Below are 24105 nucleotides of genomic sequence, written 5' to 3'. Positions count from 1 at the left end.
TAAATGATCCCAGTTAAACGATTAATTGTCCTTTGCGTTTTGCCGTTTTTTCTGGTCGGTTGTGCCGAATTTTACGGTTCACAGCCACCGGCTCCGGTATATGACGGCAAACCTCAGACCCCAAAGTCTTCTGCCGGCGCACAAAAAAAGAGCAAGTCGCGTAGCGCTCAGTCTGTTCCGTCCAAGGAAGTTGTTAAAACGCAGCCGCTTAAGGAGTTTTCGGAAATAAAGTCAGAGCCATTGCCGCCGACAGAGCAGGCAATACAGCCGTTTTCAGAGTCGACACCCGTCGATACGCAAGCCCCTGCATCGCCCTCTCCGGTAGAAGCGCAGACGCAGCCGTTGCCCTCATCTGTAGAAGTACAGACGCCGCCGGCGCCTCCCGCTCCTGAATTGACGCCGTTTGAGCCGATAGAGGCTACAGCTCCGTTGTCGCCTGTCGTCAACGCTTTAGTCTCGGCGGCGAATCAAAACACTAAGTCGGGCGACCTTGATTCGGCGGCCGCTGCTATTGAGCGGGCCATCAGAATTGAACCGAGAAATGCGACTTTGTTTTATAAATTAGCGTTATTGAGATTAAAACAATCGAAGCCGCGTTTGGCTGAAGATCTGGCAAAAAAATCCGCGCTACTGGCCTCTACTGATAATACGTTGAAAAAACACTGCTGGTTATTGATAGCCCATGCTAGAGAAATGCAGCAGGACTTTGCGGGTGCAAAGGAAGCACGGTCGAAAGCTGACAGTTTCTAGCGTTTTTCCGTCATTACAAACGCAATTCCCCTGCATCAGCCGTATTTCTATCGCGGCTGATCCATATCAACAGCCTTGACATTAGCGGTCAAGGCATAGCATGCCGACAAACAGGCAACGATGCCGGCGACGCGGCGAACTCATAAACCGGGAAAAATAGCTGTTGCACCAGCTCAGTGTTGGTGCATCATACAGCCTGATTTTTGACTCATTACCTATTGTTAGAAAAGCTACAGTCCAAGGCTGTAAATATTTTTTAAATATGTCAGGAGAAAAGCCATGAGTAAACTAGATGACATCAATATCGAAATACAACACATGCAGCGGCAAATGCAGCAATATTTGCAAACGCATTGGCGACTATTTCTGACCGAAGGCGTGTTCTTTATTTTTCTCGGGCTTTGCGCGATAGTGATCCCGCAGTTTTTTACGGTGGCGACAGTCATATTTTTAGGCTGGATTTTGCTGCTCGGCGGGATTGTCCATGTTAGCCGGGCCTTTATATTTTCAAACATGCCCGGCCTTGGCTGGTGGCTATTCATGGGTGTCTTGCAGGTTATTGTCGGCTACTTGTTTATCACCAGGCCGGTTGCAGGGGCGCTGACATTAACGATGTTGATAACCCTGTTTTTTGCACTGGAAGGTGTTGCCAAAATTTCGCTGGCATTCATGATGCGTCCTTTGGCTAACTGGAAGTTAATTCTGTTCAGTGGTGTTACGGCCTTGGTTTTTGCATTGATTATCTGGATGAGTTGGTCTGAAACAGCGCATTGGCTGCTGGGCTTGTTTTTAGGTATCAATATGGTTTTTCTGGGTTGGTCTCTGGTTAGAATAAGCCTGCACTATAAAGCCCAATAAACTGCTTTTTTATGCAGTACAAACATAATAATAGACTGGCTGCAAAGGTGCTGATAGCCGGTGCGGCCATCGCCATACTGAGTTATTTGTTTTATCCCGGCGCCGGGCAGCTCGGCGTGATGCTCAACGGCGATGCGGTCGCAGAGCCGCTGGTTCGTTTTGCTGCTGTGCCGACATTTTTGTTGGTCATGATCATTACCGGCATATTGATGGTGCTGCTGTTTTTAGGCGTCGGCGTGTTTATGTTGTTGTGTGCGATATTTGTTGCATTGACAGGGGTTTTTATTATGGCTCCCTCTTTCTGGCCGGTGCTGGTTATTATTGTGTTGATGATAGCGTCGATGATTGCAGGCAATGGCAATAAAGGCTGAGTTCGCAGGATATGCCTATTTTTCCATCCAAGCGTTACAATATGCGTTATTAGGATTAACTTACCGGTCTTATATTCAATATGGAAAAAATAAAGGTTCTTTTCGTTTGCATGGGCAACATCTGCCGCTCGCCCACGGCTGAAGGCGTTTTTACAAAGCTGATCAAGGAACATGATCTGGAAACGCATTTTGCTATCGATTCAGCCGGTACGCATGCGCATCATACCGGTAATGAGCCGGACTTGCGGGCACAATCGGCCGCTCTTGAGCGCGGCATCGATTTATCCCATTTGCGGGCCAGACAAGTCACTTATGGCGACTTCGAGGATTTCGATTTTTTATTGGCGATGGATGATGAAAACTATTCAATCCTGATCAACGCCTGCCCCGAACACCATCAAGCCAAAATTAAATATTTCCTTGATTACGCTCCGCATTTGAATGAACGCCAAGTGCCGGATCCCTATTATGGCGGTCAATACGGCTTTGAACGGGTGTTGGACATGGTGGAAGAAGCCTCCGCCGGTTTTTTAAAAGCCTTGCGCGAATCGGGCGGCATAAAATAACAACGACTTAGTAACGAGAGTAATGCCATGACAATAATATCGAATACCGTAACTTATCTGGATGGCGACGTGGTGCTGGAAGCCTTTTTTGCATTTGACGATGCGCTTTCAGGCCGCAGGCCGGCGGTTTTAATCAATCATACCTGGGTCGGACGGGACGAGTTTGTCGCCGAAAAGGCCAAAAAACTTGCTGCTTTGGGCTATGTCGGCTTTGCGGTCGATATGTACGGCAAAGGCGTTTTAGGCTCCGGCCCGGAACAAAACATGAAGCTCATGCAGCCTTTTATGGATGACCGGGCTATGCTGCAACAGCGCATGAAAGCGGCTTTGGCGGCGGTGAAGCTGATGCCTTGGGTTGACGACAGTAAAATCGCCTCGATCGGTTTTTGTTTCGGCGGCTTGTGTTCGCTCGATTTGGCCAGAACCGGCGCCGATATTAAAGGCGTAGTTAGTTTTCATGGTTTGCTGGTACCGCCCGGCAATACGCAGGGTACCGCCATCAAGGCAAAGATCCTGGCTTTGTGTGGACGGGACGATCCGCTGGTTCCGGCTGAACAAGTGCTTGCTTTCGAACAGGAAATGACCGAAGCAGGCGCGGACTGGCAGCTGCATGCTTACGGCAACACCATGCATGCCTTCACCAATCCGCTGGCCAATGATCCGGCATTCGGCACTGTTTATCAGCCCGATGCGGACCGGCGTTCCTGGACCGCGATGCAAAATTTCTTAACTGAAATATTCGCTTGACGAAGTGTGTTAACGCGGTATTTCGCGGCGCCAGAAAAAGGATTATTCCAAAACGCTGCAATGGCGGCGCTTACCCCAGTCGTCATGAATAAAACACTATCGGCTTCGACACTATTCAGACAATTTGCTATAATTACCAGCTTATTTCATGCCATATAGTCGTCACGCTTACGGCTGCACGGATGCGGCGGATAGGATCGCAGGAGCAATTGCCGTAACAAGGAAACCAGGAAAAAGTGTGTTCGAACTTAAGTCACGAAACCATGCCGGTATGTATTAACGGCACACTGTGTATATAGGGATCAATGTCAAACTTCGCTAAAGAAATAATACCTGTCAATCTCGAAGACGAGATGAAGCAGTCCTATCTCGATTACGCCATGAGCGTTATCGTCGGTCGAGCCCTTCCAGATGTCAGAGACGGCCTTAAGCCGGTTCACCGCCGTGTATTGTATGCGATGAGCGAGTTGGGCAACGACTGGAATAAACCTTATAAAAAATCGGCGCGTGTGGTTGGTGACGTGATCGGTAAATATCATCCTCACGGCGATACTGCGGTTTACGACACGATGGTGCGGATGGCGCAGGATTTTTCGATGCGCTACATGCTGATCGACGGGCAGGGCAATTTCGGTTCGGTCGACGGCGATTCGCCTGCGGCGATGCGTTATACCGAAGTGCGCATGGCGAAAATCGCTCATGAATTGATGGCCGACCTGGACAAGGAGACAGTCGATTTTGCGCCGAACTATGACGAATCGGAATCCGAACCCAAAGTATTGCCCACACGGGTGCCGACTTTATTGGTTAACGGCTCGTCCGGCATCGCGGTGGGCATGGCGACCAATATTCCGCCGCATAATTTATCCGAAGTGATCAGCGCCTGTCTGGCGATGATAGACCAACCCGATCTGACCGTGCATGACTTGATGGCTCATATCCCAGGGCCTGATTTTCCTACCGCAGCCATTATCAACGGCGCTTCCGGCATCTACAGCGCTTACACCACCGGACGCGGCAAGATTTATCTGCGCGCGCGCTGTCATTTCGAGGACATCGGCGACAGCAGCCGGCAGGCGATTATCGCGACCGAGTTGCCCTATCAGGTCAACAAAGCCAGGTTGCTGGAGAAAATTGCCGAGCTGGTCAAGGAAGGCAAGCTTGAAGGCATTTCCGGTTTGCGCGACGAATCGGACAAAGACGGCATGCGCATGGTGATTGAACTGCGCCGCGGCGAAGTGCCGGAGGTGGTGTTAAACAACCTGTACAAGCAGACGCAATTCCAGACTGTGTTCGGCATCAATATGGTCGCGCTGCTGGATGGCCGTCCGCACTGCATGAATCTCCGCGAGATTATCAGCGCCTTTATCAATCACCGGCGGGAAATTGTCACCCGCAGAACGATTTACAACTTGCGGAAAGCCAGGGAAAGGGCGCATATCTTGGAAGGGTTGGCGGTTGCGTTAGCCAATATCGACGAAATGATTGCGCTGATTAAGGCGGCCGCCACGCCGGCTGACGCGAAAGTCGGCTTGCTGGAAAAGAGCTGGGATGCAGGACTGGTTGCGGCGTTGCTGGATCGCGCCGATGCGGACCGTTCCAGGCCGGAAGATTTGGGTATGGAGTTCGGCATTCATGACGGAATTTACCGCCTGTCGGAAACCCAGGCCCAGGCCATTCTTGAGTTGCGCCTGCATCGCTTGACCGGTCTGGAGCAGGACAAGATCGTCAATGAATACAAGCAGTTGCTGGAGCAGATTGACGAATATCTGTTTATTCTGGGTAGCGATGTGCGTTTGATGGAAATTATCAGGGAAGAATTGGTCGCTATTAAGGAGCAGTATTCCGACGAACGGCGCACCGAAATCATCCAGAATCATTCGGATTTATCCGATGAAGACCTGATTACCGAGGAAGATATGGTCGTTACCATGTCGCACGAAGGCTATGTCAAGTCCCAACCGCTCAGCGATTACAAGGCGCAACGGCGCGGCGGCCGCGGCAAATCGGCGACGCAAACCAAAGAACAGGATTATGTAGACAAGCTGATCGTCGCCAATACCCACGATACTATTTTGTGTTTCTCCTCTCGGGGCAAGATTTACTGGCTAAAAGTCTATCAGTTGCCGGTTGCAAGCCGGGCGGCCAGGGGCAAACCTTTCGTCAATCTGCTGCCGTTGGAAGAAGGCGAAAAAATCAATGCGATGTTGCCGATCCGCGAATTTACCGACAGTAAGTTCATCTTTATGGCGACAACGGCGGGCACCGTTAAAAAGACCCCACTAAAAGAATTCGAGAACCAACGCGCTAACGGTAAAATCGCGATCGATTTAAGGGAAGGCGATACGCTGGTCGGCGTTGCGGTGACCGACGGCCATCAAAACGTGCTGTTATTCAGCAGCACCGGCAAGGCAGTCTGCTTTAATGAAGAAGATGTACGTTCGATGGGCAGAACGGCGTCCGGGGTGCGAGGAATCCGGTTGCAGGAAGGGCAAAAAGTCATTTCGCTGATTATCGCGACCGAAGGCACGGTGCTGAATATCACCGAGAACGGTTTCGGCAAGCGGACCAAGCTGGAAGAATTTACCTGCCATAAGCGCGGCGGACAGGGGCTGATTGCGATACAAACATCAGCGCGCAACGGCGCCGTGGTTGGTGCGGTACTGGTCAACGACCATGACGAAATCATGCTGATTACCGACGGCGGCACCTTGGTGCGCACCCGGGTTGACGGCATTTCGGTGGTTGGCCGAAACACCCAGGGCGTGACGATTATCAAGCCGGACAAGAATGAAAAAGTGATCGGCGTTGACCGTATCGAAGGCTTGGCCGGGGTCGATGACGCCGACGATGAGCTTTCAGACGATGCCGAGTCGGAATTAGATGTATCGGATGAAACAACAAATGACGATAGTGAATCAGGTGAGGAATCGTAATGTCCAGAGTTTATAATTTTAGCGCAGGCCCGTCTGCATTCCCTGAGTCGGTATTAAAGCAAGCACAGCAGGAAATGCTGGAATGGCGGGATAGCGGCATGTCGGTTATGGAAATGAGCCATCGCGGCAAGCATTTCTCAATTATTGCCGAAGAGCTGGAAAGCGATTTAAGAGCGCTGCTGGCTGTTCCTGAAAACTATAAGGTTTTGTTTCTGCAAGGCGGCGCATCGGCGCAGTTTTCGCTGATACCGCAAAATATCCTGAACGGCAAAAGCAAGGCCTGTTACCTGAAAACCGGCGCATGGTCGGAAAAGGCCATCAAGGACGCAGGGGCTTATTGCAATGCGGTGGTCAGCGCCAGTTCGGAAGATACAAAATTCACATCGATTCCCGAGGCTTCAAGTTGGCTCATCGACAGTCAGGCGGCTTATCTGCATTATACCTCGAATGAGACCATACACGGCGTCGAGTTCCAGTCTTGCCCCGACAGCTTTGGTCTGCCGCTGGTGTCGGACATGTCGTCGAACATCTTATCGCGGAAGATCGATGTCAGCCAATACGGCTTGATTTATGCCGGAACGCAAAAAAACATGGGCCCGGCAGGCGTTACCGTGGTCATCGTCAGGGACGATTTGATCGGTCATGCGTCGAAATCGGTGCCTCCGGTTTTCAACTATGCCGAGCAGGCTAAAAACCAGTCCATGCTGAATACGCCGGCAACTTATAGTTGGTATCTGTGCGGATTGGTGCTGAAATGGTTAAAAGAGCAGGGCGGTGTTGACGGTATCGAGCAACGCAATATCGCTAAAGCGGCGAAACTCTATCAGGCCATCGACCAGTCGGCTTTGTATTCCAATCCGGTAGAAACAGCGTCGCGTTCGCGGATGAATGTGCCGTTTATTCTGGCCGATGAAAGCCTGGATAAGCCGTTTTTGGCTGCTGCGGAAGCTAATGGCTTGTTCGAGTTGAAGGGGCATCGTTCAGTGGGCGGCATGCGGGCAAGTATTTACAATGCGATACCGGAGGCCGGTGTGCAGGCCTTGATTGATTTCATGGCAGAGTTTGAACGTACTCATTAATCGAAAACCTAACAATTGAATCAGGCCGCTATGCCATCCGTCACCCCACTTTCAGAATTAAGAGACAAAATTGATGCAATCGATAAGCAGATTCTGCAATTGATCAATCAACGCGCGTCTTACGCAATGGAAGTTGCCAAAACCAAGATTGCGCAGGGTGAACAAGGGTCGTTTTACCGCCCGGACCGCGAATCATTGGTGTTGCGGCGCATCAAGGACTTGAATCAGGGGCCTTTATCGGATGATACTGCGGCCCATTTTTTCAGGGAATTGATGTCGGCATGTTTGGCGCTGGAAAAACCGCTGGATGTGGCGTATTTAGGCCCTGAGGGTACATTTACTCAGCAAGCTGCAATTAAGCATTTCGGCTCCGCGGTTAAAACCGTACCGGCGGCAACCATTAACGATATTTTTAATGCGGTGGAGAACGGCAACTGCCAGTTCGGCGTCGTGCCGGTCGAAAATTCCACCGAAGGCGTTATCAGCCATACGCTGGACCGGTTTTTGAATTCGCCGCTAAAGATATGCGGAGAAGTTGAAATCAGGGTGCATCAAAACTTGTTGGGGTTGGTGGATAGCCTGGATCAAGTGACCGAGGTGTTTTCCCACCAGCAATCCCTGGCGCAGTGTCGGCAATGGCTGGATAACCATTTGCCGAACGCCAAGCGGACTGCGGTCAACAGCAACACCGAGGCCGCAAGATTAGCGTCAACCAATAAAAGGGCCGTTGCAATAGCGGGCATCGTTGCCGCTGAAATTTATCAATTGAATGTCATCGAAAAAAATATCGAAGACGAATCCAATAATACCACCCGTTTTATCATTATCGGGCAGCAAATATCCGCTTCCACCGGCAACGACAAAACCTCGTTGGTCGTTTCCACGGGCAACCAGCCCGGCGCGCTGTACCGGATATTGGAGCCTTTTGCGAGATTTAATATCGGCATGGTGCATATCGAGTCCAGGCCGTCACGCCAGGGATTATGGGACTATGTGTTTTTTATCGACATTGAAGGCCACAGTGAAGATGACGATGTCGCTAAGGCTTTGGCAATATTGAACGACAACGTTAACATGCTGAAGCTTTTGGGTTCTTATCCTAAAGCCGTACTCTAAAATTTCTTTCTCATTCTTCGAGTGAGTATTACAAGCTCTCAAACAAATACCATGAACAACGCTGATAAAATCTATAACCTTGCCGTGTCCGGCGTACAAAAGCTGATTCCTTATACGCCCGGCAAGCCGATCGAAGAACTTGAGCGCGAGCTGGGGCTTTCCAACATCATAAAGCTTGCGTCTAATGAAAATCCTTTAGGGCCTGGAAAAAAAGCCTTGGCTGCGATACAAGCGACTTTAAAGGACTTGGCCTTGTACCCGGACGGCAACGGCTTTAATTTAAAGCGCGCATTAGCCGACAAGTATGCAGTCGACATGAGCCAGATTACATTGGGCAACGGCTCCAATGAGATTCTGGAGCTGGTGGCCAGGGCGTTTTTAACGCCTGAGCTTGAGGTGGTTTTTTCGCAGCATGCTTTTGCCGTGTATCCAATCGTAACTCAAGCAGTCGGTGCTACGGCGGTTGTAGCTCCTGCATTGGATTACGGTCACGATCTTGGCGCGATGCTGCAAAGGGTGACCGACAAAACACGGCTGGTATTTATAGCGAACCCTAATAATCCAACCGGCACATTGCTGAATCACGCCTACTTGGAAGCATTTATTGGAGCGCTGCCGGACACTTGCGTGTGCGTGCTCGATGAGGCCTATTGCGAATTTGTCGGTGACGGTAGTGCGGACAATTCAATCGCCTGGCTGAAAAAATATCCGAATCTATTAATTACCCGCACCTTTTCCAAAGCCTACGGCCTGGCCGGATTGCGCGTCGGCTATGGCTTATCCAGTCCGCAATTGGCCGACATCCTGAACCGGGTGCGCCAGCCTTTCAATAATAACATGCTGGCCTTGGCCGCCGCCGAAGCGGCGTTGACGGATACCGAGCACTTGCAAAATACCATTGCGGTTAATGCACAAGGCATGCAGTTTATCACCGAAGGCTTTAAAAAACTGGGCCTGGAATGGATTCCATCGGCGGGTAATTTTGTGCTGGTTGACTTGAAACAGCCGGCAATGCCGATTTATGAGGCTTTGTTGCGCAAAGGGGTTATCGTCAGGCCGGTTGGGGTCTATGAATTACCCAATCATCTGCGCATTACTATAGGCACACAGGCGGAAAATCAGCTGTTTTTACAGGCATTAACCGAAGTTCTATCGGGCAATGTTTAACCGGCTTTGCATTATCGGCGTCGGCCTGATTGGCGGGTCTATAGCCCGCGCGGCAAGGCAGCAGGGTTTATGCAACAACATAGTCGGGTATGGAAGAAAGCTCGATGAGCAAAACCTGAAAACGGCAAAAAGCCTGGGCGTCATTGACGACTATACACTGGAGCTGGACAAAGCCGTCCAGGACGTCGATTGCGTGGTCATTGCGACGCCGGTTGCAAGCATCGAAAGCATTTTTACGCAGCTTAAGCCGCTGTGGTCGAATGACGCGATTTATACCGATGTCGGCAGCACCAAGGGCAGTGTAATCGCCGCAGCACAGAAGGTTTTCGGTGTCGTGCCGGATAACCTGGTTCCGGCTCATCCGATTGCCGGAGCCGAGAACAGTGGCGTGACCGCGTCGGTCGATGATTTATTTCTGAACAAGCGCCTGATCATCACACCAGCTGACAATGCCAGCCCCGAAGCGGTGCAAAAAATTCAAGTCTTCTGGGAACGGCTGGGCTCGCTGGTGTCGGTGATGGATGTGCAGCATCATGACAGCGTGTTGGCCGCAACCAGCCATTTGCCGCATATTCTGGCCTTTGCGTTGGTCGACATGCTCGGTCATAAAGACGAGCAGAGCGAGATTTTTCAATATGCGGCCGGCGGATTCAAGGATTTTACCCGGATTGCGTCCAGCGACCCGACGATGTGGAAGGACATTTGCGCCGCCAATAAAGACGAAATCATCCCTTTAATCGAGCAGTTGAAGGGAGAATTGGATAAAATACAACGTTTGCTGGAAACGAATGATAGCCAGCAGCTTTTTGAAACCTTTACGTATGCCAAAAACGCACGGCAACGCTTTCTTGACCAGTTCTATAATAATTAATATGTCAAAATCAATCACATTTTACGTTCAACCCGGCGGTAAATTACAAGGCGAGGCCCGCGTGCCTGGCGATAAATCCATGTCGCACCGATCAATCATGCTGGGCTCGCTGGCCGAAGGCGTGACTCATGTCAAAGGCTTTCTCGAAGCGGAAGATGCGCTGGCAACCTTGCAGGCTTTTCGTGATATGGGGGTTGAAATCGAAGGTCCGGTCAATGGTGAATTGACTATACACGGCGTCGGCAAGCACGGCTTGAAAGCGCCTAAAAATGATTTGTATCTGGGTAACTCGGGTACATCGATGCGATTGCTGAGCGGTTTATTGGCCGGTCAGGCATTCAACTCGGTATTAACCGGCGACAAATCATTGTCCGGCAGGCCGATGAAACGCGTCACCGAGCCGTTGGCGGCGATGGGTGCCGACATCAAAACCACTGAAAAAGGCACCGCTCCCCTGCACATTACCGGCAGAGCGGGGCAGTTGACCGGCATTGATTATGCGATGCCGATCGCCAGCGCCCAAGTCAAATCCTGTTTGTTGCTGGCGGGCATGTACGCACAAGGCGTAACTACCGTTACCGAGCCCGCGCCGACCCGCGACCATACCGAACGCATGCTGACCGGCTTTAATTATCCGGTAAAACAGGAAGGTAACAAGGTCAGCATTACTGCCGAAGGTAGCTTGACAGCGACCGATATTGATGTACCCAGCGATATTTCATCGGCGGCATTTTTCTTGGTCGGGGCATCCATTGCGCCGGGTTCCGACCTGTTGTTGAAGCATGTCGGTGTTAACCCTACGCGTACCGGCGTCATCGACATCCTGAGATTAATGGGCGCGAACATTGAGGTCCTTAACGAGCGCACGGTCGGCGGCGAGCCGGTAGCCGACCTGCACGTTGTTTACAGCCCTCTTAAAGGCATAGATATTCCCCAGCATCTGGTGCCGCTGGCTATTGACGAGTTCCCTGTGTTGTTTGTCGCCGCAGCCTGTGCGGAAGGTCAAACCCGGTTAACCGGGGCGGAAGAACTCAGAGTAAAAGAATCGGATCGCATTCAGGTGATGGCGGACGGCTTGCAAATCTTGGGCGTGGATGCCCAGTCGACCGAGGATGGCATGATCATTCAAGGCGGAACAATTGGCGGCGGCGAAGTTATATCGCATGGCGACCACCGAATTGCGATGTCGTTTTCAATTGCCGGTTTGCGCGCTAATGCGCCGATTACCATCCATGATTGTGAAAACGTCAATACCTCGTTCCCGGAATTTAGAGACTTGGCAAAGCGTTTGGGTCTTGATCTGGTTTGCAAGGAAGCATAGTGAGTATTCCGGTATTGACTATTGATGGCCCTAGCGGTGCCGGAAAAGGCACGGTTAGCCGGGCGGTAGCGAAAAAACTGGGCTGGAACTATCTGGATAGCGGTTCTATCTATCGCTCGTTGGCAATTGCGGTGTTAAAACAGGCTGTTGATCTGGAAGATGAAACAGCCGTTGTTAATGTGGCCCAGACGATGACGCTGGAGTTTGATTGCAATGATGAATTGGTCGTCAGGTTGGATAGTGAAGACATAACCGCCCAATTAGGCCTTGAAAGCACCGGCAATGTAGCCTCTATCGTTGCGGCGCTGCCTGAAGTCAGGCGTGTTTTGTTGCAAAAACAAAAAGATTTCAAGCAGCTGCCAGGCTTGGTTGCAGACGGACGGGACATGGGAACGGTGGTTTTTCCTGAGGCTGGATATAAAGTGTTTTTAACGGCCAGCGCAGCCGAAAGGGCTAAGAGGCGATATAAACAGTTGATAGAAAAAGGGAATGATGCTAACCTAGCGCAGATTACCAATGAGATAGAAGAACGTGATCGTCGGGATATGGAGCGTAAGGCCGCTCCGTTAGCGATGGCCAGTGACGCGCTTTATATCGATTCTTCGGATATGACATTGGATTCCGTCATAGAAGAAGTGCTGAATTTAATCCGTTAAGGATTTTTTACGTGATCACATTGTAAATTGTTTGTGTGATCTTTTTTTTAACTTTGATAAAGAAAAGGCTTGTTGTTGTTTCGACAGGCTTGGGAATAGAAAATGAGCGAAAGCTTTGCTGAATTATTTGAAGAAAGTCTAATCAAGACGGAAATGCGTCCTGGTGCCATGTTAATGGGTACGGTTGTTGATATAGAAAACGATATGATCATCGTCAGCACCCATTCTAAATCAGAAGGTGTCATTCCAAAATGGCAGTTTCTAAATAACGATGGCGAATTAGAAGTTGCCATTGGCGACGAAGTCGAGGTTGCCCTTGATTTATTTGAAGACGGCTTGGGTGCCACACTTCTTTCTCGTGATAAAGCGAAGAAAAATAAAGCTTGGTCCGAACTTGAACATGCGTTCGAAAAAGAAGCAACCATTATCGGTCGTATTACCGGTAAAGTTCGCGGTGGTTTCACCGTGGCTGTTGGCGCATTACGTGCTTTCTTGCCTGGCTCATTGGTTGACGTTCGCCCAATCAGAGACACGACTTTCCTGGAAAATCGTGACCTGGAATTCAAAGTTATAAAAATCGATCAAAAACGCAACAACGTTGTTCTGTCTCGCCGTGCTGTTGTAGAAAAAGAATACAGCGCAGAAAGAGAAGAATTGCTGAAAACGCTGGAAGAAGGCGCAGTGGTTACCGGTGTGGTTAAAAACCTGACCGATTACGGTGCGTTTATCGACCTTGGCGGTATCGACGGTCTATTACACATCACCGATATGGCATGGAGACGCGTGCGTCATCCGTCCGAGTGTGTAGAAATCGGCCAGGAAATTAAAGTTAAAGTCCTGAAATACGACAAAGATAAAAATCGCGTTTCATTAGGCATGAAGCAAATGGGTGAAGATCCATGGCAAAACATAGCCCGTCGTTACCCTGCCGGCACACGCGTATTCGGTAAAGTCAACAACCTGACCGATTACGGTTGCTTTGTTGAAATTGAAGAAGGCGTAGAAGGTTTGGTTCACGTTTCTGAAATGGACTGGACTAACAAAAACGTCAACCCTTCTAAACTTGTTCAGCTGGGCGATGAAGTCGAAGTGATGGTTCTGGAAATCGACGAAGAACGTCGTCGTATTTCTTTAGGCATGAAACAGTGCAAAACCAATCCTTGGGATGAGTTTGCAGCAACACATAACAAAGGCGATAAAATCTCAGGAAAAATCAAATCGATTACTGATTTTGGCATTTTCATCGGCTTGGATGGCGGCATCGACGGCTTGGTTCACATGTCCGACATTTCCTGGGCTGAAGAAGGCGAAGCCTCAGTTCGCGATTTCAAGAAAGGCGATGAGCTGGAAACCGTTATTCTTGCAGTTGACTCCGAGCGTGAACGTATCTCTTTAGGTATCAAACAACTTGAACAGGATCCATTCCAAAACTTCCTGGCTACTCACGAAAAAGGCAGCTTGGTAAAAGGAACTGTTAAAGAAGTTGATGCTAAAGGCGCTGTTGTCACTTTAGCCGATCATGTTGAAGGCTATCTACGCGCTTCCGAAATTCAACGTGACCGCGTTGAAGACGCCAGAACCTTGTTAAAAGAAGGCGACGAACTTGAAGCCAAGTTCATCGGCGTAGACAAGAAAAGCAAATCAATTTCTTTGTCTATTAAAGCAAAAGATAGCGACGAAGAGTCTCATTCTATTAAAGATCATTCTCAGCAATCATCAGCGGGCGTATCTACACCTACTTTTGCTGACATCTTTAAGCAAATGGAAAAATAAAGCCATGAGGGGGTATGTATCCGTACATACCCCTTGTGTTTATTTGTTTTCGCAGGACAGAATGTGACAAAATCAGAATTAATTGAGGCACTTGCCAAACATCAACCGCATCTGGCGCAGAAAGATGTAGAGATAGCGGTAAAATGTATCATTGAACAAATGAATCAGGCGTTATCTTCCGGCGAAAGAATCGAGATTAGAGGTTTTGGTAGTTTTTCGCTGCATTTGCGTCCTCCTCGCATGGGACGTAATCCTAAAACAGGTGAATCTGTAGCATTATCCAAAAAATATGTGCCGCATTTTAAGCCTGGCAAAGAGCTCCGTGATCGGGTAGATGCTTCACGGGAGAAATGTAAGATAGTCGATTAATCGCTACTGCGTTGAAGCTCTGTAAAATTTATGCAGAGCTTTGATGTTGCAGTTTTTCAATATAACCCCTCCTTTTTTAGCCTCCCCACTGCCGTTTAAGTTTTTGTCTGTTCAATGCCAGCCATTGAATTGCAATAATGGATATTGCCGACTCTATCTCGCCATTTTCCAGCATAAGATACGTCTCATCAAAATCAACAGCGCGTACCAATATATCCTCGCCCTCATGATCCAAACCGTGAATACCGCCCACATGTGTGCTATCCACTTTGCCGCAATACAGGGTGATCCACTCTGAGAAAGCGCCCGGCGTGCTATAGAATTCATTGATAACCATTAATTGCTGAATTTCACAGCCCGCTTCTTCCAAGGATTCCCGGTAAGCGACTTCTTCGGCCGATTCGCCGTCCTCAATGGCTCCCGCAACAATTTCCACTAACCAAGCCCTATCAGGATTTAAAATCGCGCCTGTCCTGAACTGTTCGATCAATACCACCTTATCGGCATAGGGATCATATAATAGAACCGCAACGCAGCTGCCGCGCATGAATAATTCGCGAGTTATTTCAGCGCTCCATCCACCGCCAAACAAAGTGTGTCTAAGACGGTATTTTTCCATGCGGAAAAAGCCCTGATAAACGATCTCCTTGCTTAAAATTTCAACCTGCTTATCCATGATTGCCTTTGTAGTCAATTTTATAAATAACGCCAAGAGCATCATCGCTAATCAACAGGCTGCCGTCCTGAATTTCCAGAATATCAACAGGACGTCCCAATACATTGCCGTCTTTGGTTAACCAGCCGTCGATAAAAACCTGTTCCGAAACGGGTTTGCCTTGCTTGAATTTTATCGAGGCAACGCGGTAGCCTTGCGGTTCAGACCGGTTCCATGAACCATGTTCTGCGACAAATAACTGATATTTGAATTCGGACGGAAATTGCTCGCCCCGATAAAAACGCAGTCCCAACGGTGCTATATGCGCCTTAAATTTCCACGCAGGCGCAGTAAATTGTCGGCATTTTTTATCTGCGCCAAGCTCGGGGTCGGGAATGTAACCGCCGTGGCAATAAGGAAAACCGAAATGTTCTCCGCTAGCAGTCCATTGATTAAGTTCATCGGGCGGCAAATCGTCGCCCAAATAATCGCGGCCATTATCGGTAAAAAATAAGGCGTCAGTTTCCGGTTGCCAGTCAAAACCGACCGAACTTCTGATACCTTTGGCAAGAATCTCAAAACCACTGCCGTCGGCATTTAATCTGACCAGCGAGCTAAAGATCGCTTTTTCAGGCTCGCAAATATTGCACGGCGCTCCGACTGAGGTGTACAGCTTATGGTCAGGGCCAAAGCGCAGATATTTCCAACCGTGATGCCGCTCTGACGGAAATTGATCGTAAACCACAGTGGGTTTGGGCGGGTTGGTTAACTGCTGCGTGATATGGTCGAAACGAATAATGCGGTTAATTTCCGCTACATAGAGCGAACCGTCCTTGTAAGCAACGCCGTTGGGCATATATAAATGGCTGGCGATCACATAACGTTTATCCGCCACGCCATCGTTATTGCTGTCTTGTACGGCGTAAACCGTACCTTCCGATCCGGTGCCTACAAATACCACGCCGTTATCGCCCAAAGCCAAACTGCGGGCATTGGGCAGATTGTCGGCAAAAATAGACAGGGTGAAACCTGCGGGTGCATGCAGCTGCTTTATAATGTCCTGATGAGTGTTTTGTAGCGCAAAGGCTGTGCAAGGATGAATTAAAAACAAAACAGACAGTATTATTTTAATAGGCATGAAAATACCCTCCCTCAATAAACTTAAGCTATATTAGCACCCTAAAAACGGATTGAATTTATTTATTCGATCCCCATATCGATTAAACCTTAACTTAGTCAAAAGGCTCAACCATGATGCGTATTTTCCTTTTTCTTGCAACCAATGCGGCTATATTGGTTGTGGTCAGTATTATTTTTAATGTTTTAGGCTTAAGCGGCACTTTGGATGCTCAAGGCGTAGACCTTAACCTGAATGCGCTTTTAGTCATGTCGGCCATCATCGGCATGACCGGTTCCGTTATTTCTTTGGCGATGTCCAAATGGTCGGCAAAAAATGCGATGGGCGTACATGTAATTGAACGCCCGCAAAATCAAACCGAGCAATGGCTGCTCAACATCGTAGCCAAGCAAGCCAAGCAGGCCGGGATCGGCATGCCGGAAGTCGGGATATTCCAGACGCCTGAGTCCAATGCCTTTGCTACCGGCATGAGCCGCGACAGTGCGTTGGTAGCGGTCAGCACCGGTTTGTTGCAAAACATGGATGCCGATGAAGTGGAAGCGGTTGTCGGTCATGAAATCAGTCACGTCGCCAACGGCGATATGGTAACAATGGCTTTAATGCAGGGCGTGGTCAACACCTTTGTTTACTTTTTTGCGACCATTATCGGTCATGTTATCGATCGGGTTGTGTTTAAAACAGAACGCGGTTACGGCCCGGCTTATTACATTACCCAGATGGTGGCGCAAATTGTTCTGGGGATTTTGGCCTCTATGCTGGTCATGTGGTTCTCCCGCTACCGCGAATTTAAGGCCGATGCCGGTGGCGCAAACCTGGCCGGACGGGAAAAAATGATCGGCGCCCTGCGTGCCTTACAGCGCGGACACGAAGCGGAAGACCTGCCCGGACAATTGGCGGCTTTCGGCATCAACGGCGGTGGCGTAAGCAAGTTGTTTATGAGCCATCCGCCATTGGAAGAGCGCATTGCCGCGCTGCAAAACAGCCGTTAATTAACTAAAAGCATAAAACCACGAAGAACACGAAGGACACGAAGAAAATTCAAGGTAAAAACTTCGTGTCCTTCGTGGTTAATTTACTGCCTATATCATGACCCAACATCAACACATCCGCTTTGCGCTAAAACTGTCTTATGACCAATACCTCAAGGTCTATCAAGGCATTGCCAAAAATGTTACCGTGGTCGCCGATGACGGCAGGAGAATCGCTTTTCCAGCAGGCAGAATTCAGTCCTTTTTGACCAAGCAGGGCATCAACGGTTATTTTGAAATGGAATTAACCCCCGAAAACAAATTCGTCAATATCAAAAAACTAAAATAAAGCCTTACGTTCATCGGCTTTTCAGATACCGATAAATTTCCATCACTCTAAATTGAAGGTGTGCAATTGAAAACAGAAGTCCTGGTGCTGGGCGGTGGCCCTGGAGGTTACACGGCGGCGTTTCGTGCGGCCGATTTAGGCAAACAAGTCACATTGGTTGAGCGTTATCCGGTGTTGGGCGGGGTTTGTTTAAATGTCGGCTGCATTCCTTCAAAAACCTTATTGCATGTGGCCGCGGTACTGAATGAAGCCAAAGAAATCAGTTCGGCCGGGATCAGTTTTACCGAACCCGGCATCGATCTGGAAAAGCTGCGCAATTGGAAAAACAACATTAGTTCTCAGCTAACCGCAGGCTTGGCGGCACTGGCTAAGCAGCGCAACGTAACGGTTGTTAAAGGTATCGGGCGATTTGTTTCCGACACGCAAGTGCTGGTTGAAGACGGCGACAACACCGAGACCATCGAGTTTAAACAGGCCATTATCGCCGTCGGCTCCCAGCCGGTAAAAATATCGTCATTCCCAAATGACGATCCCCGGCTGATGGATTCCACCGATGCGCTGAATCTTGAAAGCATCCCGAAAAAACTGCTGATTATCGGCGGCGGCATCATCGGCCTGGAAATGGCGACGGTCTATAACGCGTTGGGTAGCAAGATCACCGTGGTGGAAATGCAGGATCAGATTATCCCCGGTTGCGACAAGGATCTGGTCAGGCCGTTAATGCAACGGATCAAAAAGCAATACGACAATATCTTTCTTGAAACCCAGGTAACAAATATTGAAGCATTGCCGGAAGGCTTGAAAGTCAGACTCAGCGGCAAAGACGCCCCCGAATCCGACGTGTTCGACAAAGTGTTGGTTGCCGTAGGCAGACGTCCCAACGGCCATTTAATCGATGCCGACAAAGCCGGGGTTAATGTCGATGAACGCGGTTTTATCGGCGTCGATAAACAACAGCGCAGCAACGTGAAACATATTTTTGCGATCGGCGATGTGGTGGGCAACCCGATGCTGGCGCATAAGGCGACGCACGAAGGTAAAATAGCGGCCGAGGCGATTGCCGGAATGGCAACCGAGTGGCAGGCGTTGACGATTCCTTCCGTGGCTTATACCGATCCTGAAATAGCCTGGATGGGCTTGACTGAAAATGCAGCCAAAGCGCAAGGCATCGCTTATGAGAAAGCCGCTTTCCCGTGGGCGGCAAGCGGGCGGTCATTAAGTATCGGGCGTAAGGAAGGCGCAACCAAATTGCTGTCCGACAAACAAACCGGCCGTATTCTCGGCGCGGGCATCGTCGGCACCAATGCAGGGGAACTGATTGCGGAAGCCGTCTTGGCTTTGGAAATGGGCGCCGATGTTGAAGATTTGGCATTAACGGTACATGCGCATCCGACTTTAGCCGAAACCCTGGGTTTTTCGGCTGAAATGATTGAAGGCACTATTACTGATTTATTGATTAAGAAACGATGAAAGAAAAATTTTTAAACAAAAGCTTCATGACCAATTTTCTATCGGTTGTAATCATTGCAATCGGTTATGCCAGCCCGATACAACCGGAGTTAATCAAATCCATCGGTTTTTTTGCCCTTTCCGGTGCCATTACCAATTGGCTCGCAATTTACATGCTGTTCGAGAAAGTGCCTTATCTTTACGGTTCAGGCGTTATACCGGCCCGGTTTGAAGAATTCAAACTGTCGATCAAGCAGCTGATGATGGTGCAATTTTTTACCGCAAACAACATCGAACAGTTTATTGAAAACGAGGAACAGCAAGGTAAAGACCTGCTGAACCTGGAGCCTTTACTGAATGCGGTCGATTACGACAAGGTTTACGAAGGCTTGGTGTCATCGATTATGGGATCGTCTTTTGGCGGTATGTTGATGATGATGGGCGGCGAAGAAGCGTTGATACCGCTAAAAGACCCGTTTACCGAAAAAATGAAAGTCACCCTGACCGAAATGGTCGAGTCCGACCGCTTTAAAGCCGCCTTAAAGCAGGGCTTGGATGCGCACAAAATCGGCGGCGACATTGTCGGCAAAATCGAATCGGTAATCGACAAACGCCTGAGCGAACTCACCCCGCAACTGGTTAAGGAAATGGTCCAGGCTATCATCCGTCAGCATCTGGGCTGGCTGGTGGTTTGGGGTGGCATTTTCGGCGGTTTGATGGGCGCATTGTTCGATTTCGCCTGATGGAAACGGTGGAACTCGCTTTTGAGCAATTCGGCGACCCGGATGACAGCGCGCTGATTATTTTGCATGGCTTTTTTGCCTCCTCGCGTAACTGGCGGCAAATAGCGCAGCGTCTATCCGACCGGTTTCATGTTTATGCGCCGGATATGCGCAATCACGGCGCATCGCCGCATCATCCGGTTATGGACTACCCGGTCATGGCCGCTGATTTGTTGCGCTTTATCGATGATCGCGGGTTGGAGACAGCTAATCTTCTGGGACACAGCATGGGCGGCAAGGTGGCGATGTGGTTTGCGCTTGGATTGCCTGCTAGGGTCAACAAACTGATTGTGGCCGATATTGCGCCGGTCAGCTACAAACACAGCTTTGACAACACCGTGCTGGCCTTAAAAGAGCTGCCGCTGGACGAACTCAGCAACCGCAAACAGGCCGAAACACTGCTGGCTCCGCGTATAGCCGAGTTGAGTTACCGCCAATTTCTGTTGCAGAATCTGGTGCTAAAAGACGGCAAATATTGCTGGCGGCTTGATCTGGATATTTTTCAGCGGGCGGCGCCCAATATTGCAGCTTTTCCCGACGCCGATTATTTAGCGCCTTTTACCGGTAATGCGTTATTTATTGCAGGAGGCGATTCAGACTTCGTTCAGCCGGGAGATATAAACTCATTATTTCCCAAAGCGGCTTTTAGCACGATAGCCAATGCCGGACATTGGCTGCACGTACAACAAGCGGATGCTTTTGCGGCGCTGGTTGAAGATTTTTTAGCTCCAGGTTGGACGCAAAGATAAATAGAGCCGAAACCGGGAAAAAGCTTAAAATGAATCGCTCTTGTTGAAGAGCAGGGATGATCAAATGCTGCCCCAGCATCTGATTTTTTAATGATCTGTATAGTCGAGAATGCCACAGATGAATCAAAAAATAAGAAAAGCAGTTTTTCCGGTTGCGGGTCTCGGAACCCGCTTTTTACCCGCTACTAAAGCCAGCCCCAAGGAAATGTTGCCGATTGTGGATAAGCCCTTGATTCAATATTGCGTTGAAGAGGCTGTAGCTGCCGGTATTGATACGATGATATTTGTAACGGGCCGCACCAAAAACGTCATCATGGATCACTTTGACAAGGCTTATGAGTTGGAAAATGAGCTGACCATCCGCGGCAAGACAGGAATATTGAAAATGGTGCGGGAGATGATGCCGCCGAATGTGTCATTCGTGTTCATTCGTCAGCCTGAGGCGTTGGGACTGGGCCATGCCGTGCTTTGCGCGAAGTCTGCGGTCGGCGATGAGCCGTTTGCCGTTATCCTGGCCGATGACTTGATCGCGAACAGCGACGCCGGTGAGGGCTGCATGGCGCAAATGGTCGAGCAATACGACAAAAATCAGTGCAGCATCTTGGGCGTAGAGCGGGTTAATCCACAGGAAACCGATAAATACGGCATCGTCAAAACCAAGGAGGTGTCGCCATCGGTAGGCCAGGTTGAACTGATTGTTGAAAAGCCCGCTCCTGAGCGCGCTCCGTCAAATCTCGGGGTAGTCGGACGTTATATTCTGACGCCCGCAATTTTTGAAAAGATTGAAACCACGGAGCGCGGCGCCGGCGGTGAAATTCAGCTGACCGATGCGATCGCCTCATTGATGAGCGACGAGCAGGTGTTAGCCTACGAGTTTGAAGGCAAGCGTTATGATTGCGGCGCAAAACTCGGTTATTTGCAGGCAACCGTTGAATACGGTTTGAAGCATGACGAGTTAAAGAGCGATTTCCGGGAATATTTAAAGAACCTGGCTCTCGATTAACTTTAAGAACGATTTCCGCGAAAGACACGAAAATCACGAAGCTCCATATGCTGAGTAGCCATTCACTTCGGCTGACACGGGTTACCTGTTGAATGTTTTCGTGTTTTTCGTGGCTCCATCGATTTAAGCAAGATTGTTAAGACGGATTTATTGATCCGCCCGCATCCGCATTTTCTCCACCTAATCCCCCGCCTATTTTTGCATGTGCTGCCCGTAGCCTTTGGCCGGTATAAAGCTTCTGCAAGGCGCAATATCGCCAGATTTACTTTAGGATATGGTCAGTAATAACTTCCCGATATTGAACGGATGAAATTTTTCCGTTCGCCCTGAGCTTGTCGAAGGGTGGGCGGAAAAATTTCGTCCCGCCGCGTCAAGCCGATCATGCTTCGACAAGGCTCTCCTGAGAGTAGCCGAAGGGCTCAGCACGAACGGCTTGACGAGCGAAAATGGTGATTTCGGGAAGTTATTTTTAACCACATCCTTAGCGCAACAAACACCCTCAACAGTATCCGGCACCGGTGCAAAACAACAACCGAGAGGTTGTTTTACACCACCGCAGTTCCTGGCTTTTATCCTGACAATAAAAACTCCCATTAAAATCAGACCATTATAAAAATAAATCAGCTTGGCACGGTAATCGCTTACAACCCCGTCAGAACCTTTTTATAATTACGAGGATTTGTATGAGTGAGCCATCATTGTCAGGGATACCAAAATCCGGTCTAGCCGGTTTAAAAGAAAACTGGCGTAGCGATTTACTGTCCGGTTTTCTGGTTTTTCTTATTGCTCTGCCGTTGTGCCTGGGTATTTCAATGGCTTCCGGTTTTCCGCCGTCGGCGGGGCTGATCACGGCTATTATCGGCGGGATGCTGGTTTCGCGCATCAACGGCTCATTTGTAACTATTAACGGCCCGGCTGCCGGATTGATCGTGGTGGTTTTGGGGGCGGTTCAGGAACTGGGCGGAGGCGATGCGATGGCCGGTTACCGCTATGCATTGGCGGCTATCGTCGTCGCCAGTGCGCTTCAGGTTTTGATGGGCGTCTTTAAAGCGGGCAGGCTCAGTTCCTTTTTCCCGGCATCGGTGGTGCATGGCATGTTGGCGGCTATCGGCATTATTATCATGGCCAAGCAAATCAACGTGGTGCTGGGCACTACGCCGGAGAAAGGCAGCAGCCTGTTTTCGACTATCGCGCAAATTCCGCACAGCATTGCCAATCTCAATCCTGAAATCGCCATTATCGGCGGTTCGGGATTGGTGATACTGACGGCCTGGACGATGATAAAAAATCCAACCTTAAAGATGATTCCGGCCCCTCTTATCGTGGTATTGGTCGGCATGGGGTTGGCCCGGTATTTCGACCTGGAGCATGAGCACATGTATCTGTTCCTGCCGGACGCCCATTTTCTGCCGCATCACGAGGAAACCGTCGGGCCGAAATTCCTGGTCGCGATTTCCGATAATTTCATGTCCAGCTTTTACTTTCCCGACTTTTCTAAAGGGGCGACTCTTGAATTCTGGGAGGCGGTGGTCAGTATTTGTTTGGTCGGCAGTCTTGAAAGTTTACTCAGCGCGATGGCGGTAGACAAACTTGATCCTTATAGACGCCATTCGGATTTCGACCGCGATTTAACGGCGGTGGGCGCAGGCAATCTGCTGGCCGGTTTGATCGGCGGCTTGCCGATGATAGCGGAGATCGTGCGTAGTTCGGCCAATATAAATAATGGCGCGAAGACCGGCTGGGCCAACTTTTTTCACGGCGCATTTTTGTTGCTGTTTGTGGTGTTGTTTCCGCGCTTGATTCACAGTATTCCGTTGGCTGCGTTGGCTGCATTGCTGGTATTTACCGGCTTTCGTCTGGCTTCGCCTAAAGAATTCGCCAAGGTCATGGGCGTCGGCAAGGAACAGTTGTTTATGTTCGTGGTGACGATTATCGGCGTCTTGCAGACCGATTTATTAGTCGGTGTCGGCATCGGCATTTTAACCAAGTTCGCTATCCACATGCTGCGCGGCGTCAGGCCGAATAACCTGTTCAAGATTCACTTTGTTGTTGAACCGAAAGACGCCGATTCTGTTGTCGTCTCGATAGTCGGCGCGGCGATTTTCTCCAACTTCATGTCCTTAAAAGACGCGCTGGCCAATCTGGAAAGCGGCAAAACGGTGATATTCCAATTGAATAACGCCTACCTGATCGATCATACCGTAATGGAATTTATTCATGATTTTCAGCATAACTACGAAAGGCAGGGAGGACAATGCAGGTTTTTTGGCATGGAATATCATGATACTTTTTCAGAACATCCTTTGTCCGCACGCAGAATGAAGCGGAATAACATGAGCCGCCGCAAGAGTGATCATCATGGCGTATAAAACCTGCCAATGCTACGTGATATAGTGATTATTTATAGACATACTATTTTCACAATTAACGAG

The 24105-nt window shown here is 49.5% G+C and carries 23 protein-coding genes; 21 read left to right on the top strand and 2 right to left on the bottom strand.

The window, feature by feature from the left end:
• Positions 1 to 3 precede the first annotated feature (3 nt).
• The 14 genes from B0F88_RS07565 (at position 4) to B0F88_RS07500 (ending at position 14580) form a co-directional block, all read left to right on the top strand.
• The gene (locus tag B0F88_RS07565; protein WP_104423344.1) at positions 4 to 750 is read left to right on the top strand and encodes a hypothetical protein; all 747 of its coding nucleotides are present in this window, start codon (positions 4 to 6) and stop codon (positions 748 to 750) included.
• Positions 751 to 1029: 279 nt separating this feature from the next.
• A complete protein-coding gene (locus B0F88_RS07560; RefSeq protein ID WP_104423343.1) occupies positions 1030 to 1608 on the top strand; it encodes an HdeD family acid-resistance protein in 579 nt (192 codons plus the stop codon).
• Between the two features lie 11 nt (positions 1609 to 1619).
• Entirely contained in the window at positions 1620 to 1979 is a 360-nt protein-coding gene (locus B0F88_RS07555; RefSeq protein ID WP_104423342.1) for a hypothetical protein, read from the top strand.
• 80 nt (positions 1980 to 2059) lie between these two features.
• Positions 2060 to 2545 (top strand): low molecular weight protein-tyrosine-phosphatase, encoded by a 486-nt coding sequence (locus B0F88_RS07550; protein ID WP_104423341.1) that lies wholly within the window; start codon positions 2060 to 2062, stop codon positions 2543 to 2545.
• Between the two features lie 27 nt (positions 2546 to 2572).
• Positions 2573 to 3292, top strand: coding sequence for a dienelactone hydrolase family protein (locus B0F88_RS07545; protein ID WP_104423340.1), 720 nt, complete (start codon positions 2573 to 2575; stop codon positions 3290 to 3292).
• A gap of 305 nt (positions 3293 to 3597) precedes the next feature.
• A complete protein-coding gene (gene gyrA, locus B0F88_RS07540) occupies positions 3598 to 6228 on the top strand; it encodes a DNA gyrase subunit A (RefSeq protein ID WP_104423339.1) in 2631 nt (876 codons plus the stop codon).
• The gene (gene serC, locus B0F88_RS07535) at positions 6228 to 7307 is read left to right on the top strand and encodes a 3-phosphoserine/phosphohydroxythreonine transaminase (RefSeq protein ID WP_104423338.1); all 1080 of its coding nucleotides are present in this window, start codon (positions 6228 to 6230) and stop codon (positions 7305 to 7307) included. Before gyrA ends, serC begins: the two co-directional genes overlap by 1 nt.
• 30 nt (positions 7308 to 7337) lie before the next feature.
• On the top strand, positions 7338 to 8423 hold the full coding sequence (pheA, locus tag B0F88_RS07530; protein ID WP_104423337.1) for a prephenate dehydratase: 1086 nt from the start codon (positions 7338 to 7340) through the stop codon (positions 8421 to 8423).
• Between the two features lie 51 nt (positions 8424 to 8474).
• Positions 8475 to 9590, top strand: a complete 1116-nt coding sequence (hisC, locus tag B0F88_RS07525; protein ID WP_104423336.1) for a histidinol-phosphate transaminase — start codon at positions 8475 to 8477, stop codon at positions 9588 to 9590.
• Positions 9583 to 10461, top strand: coding sequence for a prephenate dehydrogenase (locus tag B0F88_RS07520; protein ID WP_104423335.1), 879 nt, complete (start codon positions 9583 to 9585; stop codon positions 10459 to 10461). The genes hisC and B0F88_RS07520 overlap by 8 nt, the downstream gene beginning before the upstream one ends.
• Position 10462: 1 nt before the next feature.
• Complete coding sequence (aroA, locus tag B0F88_RS07515) at positions 10463 to 11782, top strand: 3-phosphoshikimate 1-carboxyvinyltransferase (protein ID WP_104423334.1); 1320 nt, start codon at positions 10463 to 10465, stop codon at positions 11780 to 11782.
• Positions 11782 to 12438, top strand: coding sequence for a (d)CMP kinase (gene cmk / locus B0F88_RS07510; protein WP_104423333.1), 657 nt, complete (start codon positions 11782 to 11784; stop codon positions 12436 to 12438). Before aroA ends, cmk begins: the two co-directional genes overlap by 1 nt.
• Before the next feature lie 102 nt (positions 12439 to 12540).
• Positions 12541 to 14211: a 30S ribosomal protein S1 gene (rpsA, locus tag B0F88_RS07505; RefSeq protein WP_104423332.1), complete on the top strand. Its 1671-nt coding sequence runs from the start codon at positions 12541 to 12543 to the stop codon at positions 14209 to 14211.
• Positions 14212 to 14244: 33 nt separating this feature from the next.
• Positions 14245 to 14580 (top strand): integration host factor subunit beta, encoded by a 336-nt coding sequence (locus tag B0F88_RS07500; RefSeq protein WP_219820805.1) that lies wholly within the window; start codon positions 14245 to 14247, stop codon positions 14578 to 14580.
• Positions 14581 to 14656: 76 nt separating this feature from the next.
• Here B0F88_RS07500 and B0F88_RS07495 read toward each other — a convergent pair whose 3' ends face one another.
• Positions 14657 to 15256, bottom strand: coding sequence for an NUDIX domain-containing protein (locus B0F88_RS07495; protein WP_104423330.1), 600 nt, complete (start codon positions 15254 to 15256; stop codon positions 14657 to 14659).
• A complete protein-coding gene (locus B0F88_RS07490; RefSeq protein WP_104423329.1) occupies positions 15249 to 16373 on the bottom strand; it encodes a PQQ-dependent sugar dehydrogenase in 1125 nt (374 codons plus the stop codon). Before B0F88_RS07490 ends, B0F88_RS07495 begins: the two co-directional genes overlap by 8 nt.
• 113 nt (positions 16374 to 16486) lie before the next feature.
• On the opposite strand from B0F88_RS07490, the gene htpX reads away from it, so the two are divergent.
• From htpX to B0F88_RS07455, 7 genes are all read left to right on the top strand, one after another.
• The gene (htpX, locus tag B0F88_RS07485; RefSeq protein WP_104423328.1) at positions 16487 to 17362 is read left to right on the top strand and encodes a protease HtpX; all 876 of its coding nucleotides are present in this window, start codon (positions 16487 to 16489) and stop codon (positions 17360 to 17362) included.
• A gap of 97 nt (positions 17363 to 17459) precedes the next feature.
• Positions 17460 to 17690 carry a DUF2835 domain-containing protein gene (locus B0F88_RS07480; protein ID WP_104423327.1) on the top strand — a complete coding sequence of 77 codons (231 nt, stop codon included), beginning with the start codon at positions 17460 to 17462 and terminating at the stop codon, positions 17688 to 17690.
• Between the two features lie 60 nt (positions 17691 to 17750).
• The gene (gene lpdA, locus B0F88_RS07475) at positions 17751 to 19160 is read left to right on the top strand and encodes a dihydrolipoyl dehydrogenase (protein WP_104423326.1); all 1410 of its coding nucleotides are present in this window, start codon (positions 17751 to 17753) and stop codon (positions 19158 to 19160) included.
• Positions 19161 to 19186: 26 nt separating this feature from the next.
• The gene (locus tag B0F88_RS07470) at positions 19187 to 19882 is read left to right on the top strand and encodes a DUF445 domain-containing protein (RefSeq protein WP_258076590.1); all 696 of its coding nucleotides are present in this window, start codon (positions 19187 to 19189) and stop codon (positions 19880 to 19882) included.
• Positions 19882 to 20670, top strand: coding sequence for an alpha/beta fold hydrolase (locus B0F88_RS07465; protein ID WP_104423324.1), 789 nt, complete (start codon positions 19882 to 19884; stop codon positions 20668 to 20670). The genes B0F88_RS07470 and B0F88_RS07465 overlap by 1 nt, the downstream gene beginning before the upstream one ends.
• Before the next feature lie 118 nt (positions 20671 to 20788).
• Positions 20789 to 21673 (top strand): UTP--glucose-1-phosphate uridylyltransferase GalU, encoded by an 885-nt coding sequence (gene galU, locus B0F88_RS07460; RefSeq protein ID WP_104423323.1) that lies wholly within the window; start codon positions 20789 to 20791, stop codon positions 21671 to 21673.
• Between the two features lie 683 nt (positions 21674 to 22356).
• Complete coding sequence (locus B0F88_RS07455) at positions 22357 to 24042, top strand: SulP family inorganic anion transporter (RefSeq protein ID WP_104423322.1); 1686 nt, start codon at positions 22357 to 22359, stop codon at positions 24040 to 24042.
• Positions 24043 to 24105 lie beyond the last annotated feature (63 nt).

It is taken from the genome of Methylobacter tundripaludum (genome assembly GCF_002934365.1).
Lineage (GTDB): Bacteria > Pseudomonadota > Gammaproteobacteria > Methylococcales > Methylomonadaceae > Methylobacter_A > Methylobacter_A tundripaludum_A.
Note: the sequence above shows the minus strand (reverse complement) of the source record. Positions and strands in the feature narration are given on the sequence as shown.

What these genes read in the sequence shown, in the direction of transcription:
- B0F88_RS07565 (WP_104423344.1), top strand. Translation starts at nt 4, where the DNA reads ATGATCCCAGTTAAACGATTAATTGTCCTTTGCGTTTTGCCGTTTTTT.
- B0F88_RS07560 (WP_104423343.1), top strand. Translation starts at nt 1,030, where the DNA reads ATGAGTAAACTAGATGACATCAATATCGAAATACAACACATGCAGCGG.
- B0F88_RS07555 (WP_104423342.1), top strand. Translation starts at nt 1,620, where the DNA reads ATGCAGTACAAACATAATAATAGACTGGCTGCAAAGGTGCTGATAGCC.
- B0F88_RS07550 (WP_104423341.1), top strand. Translation starts at nt 2,060, where the DNA reads ATGGAAAAAATAAAGGTTCTTTTCGTTTGCATGGGCAACATCTGCCGC.
- B0F88_RS07545 (WP_104423340.1), top strand. Translation starts at nt 2,573, where the DNA reads ATGACAATAATATCGAATACCGTAACTTATCTGGATGGCGACGTGGTG.
- gyrA (WP_104423339.1), top strand. Translation starts at nt 3,598, where the DNA reads ATGTCAAACTTCGCTAAAGAAATAATACCTGTCAATCTCGAAGACGAG.
- serC (WP_104423338.1), top strand. Translation starts at nt 6,228, where the DNA reads ATGTCCAGAGTTTATAATTTTAGCGCAGGCCCGTCTGCATTCCCTGAG.
- pheA (WP_104423337.1), top strand. Translation starts at nt 7,338, where the DNA reads ATGCCATCCGTCACCCCACTTTCAGAATTAAGAGACAAAATTGATGCA.
- hisC (WP_104423336.1), top strand. Translation starts at nt 8,475, where the DNA reads ATGAACAACGCTGATAAAATCTATAACCTTGCCGTGTCCGGCGTACAA.
- B0F88_RS07520 (WP_104423335.1), top strand. Translation starts at nt 9,583, where the DNA reads ATGTTTAACCGGCTTTGCATTATCGGCGTCGGCCTGATTGGCGGGTCT.
- aroA (WP_104423334.1), top strand. Translation starts at nt 10,463, where the DNA reads ATGTCAAAATCAATCACATTTTACGTTCAACCCGGCGGTAAATTACAA.
- rpsA (WP_104423332.1), top strand. Translation starts at nt 12,541, where the DNA reads ATGAGCGAAAGCTTTGCTGAATTATTTGAAGAAAGTCTAATCAAGACG.
- B0F88_RS07495 (WP_104423330.1), bottom strand. Translation starts at nt 15,256, where the DNA reads ATGGATAAGCAGGTTGAAATTTTAAGCAAGGAGATCGTTTATCAGGGC.
- B0F88_RS07490 (WP_104423329.1), bottom strand. Translation starts at nt 16,373, where the DNA reads ATGCCTATTAAAATAATACTGTCTGTTTTGTTTTTAATTCATCCTTGC.
- htpX (WP_104423328.1), top strand. Translation starts at nt 16,487, where the DNA reads ATGATGCGTATTTTCCTTTTTCTTGCAACCAATGCGGCTATATTGGTT.
- B0F88_RS07480 (WP_104423327.1), top strand. Translation starts at nt 17,460, where the DNA reads ATGACCCAACATCAACACATCCGCTTTGCGCTAAAACTGTCTTATGAC.
- B0F88_RS07470 (WP_258076590.1), top strand. Translation starts at nt 19,187, where the DNA reads ATGACCAATTTTCTATCGGTTGTAATCATTGCAATCGGTTATGCCAGC.
- B0F88_RS07465 (WP_104423324.1), top strand. Translation starts at nt 19,882, where the DNA reads ATGGAAACGGTGGAACTCGCTTTTGAGCAATTCGGCGACCCGGATGAC.
- galU (WP_104423323.1), top strand. Translation starts at nt 20,789, where the DNA reads ATGAATCAAAAAATAAGAAAAGCAGTTTTTCCGGTTGCGGGTCTCGGA.
- B0F88_RS07455 (WP_104423322.1), top strand. Translation starts at nt 22,357, where the DNA reads ATGAGTGAGCCATCATTGTCAGGGATACCAAAATCCGGTCTAGCCGGT.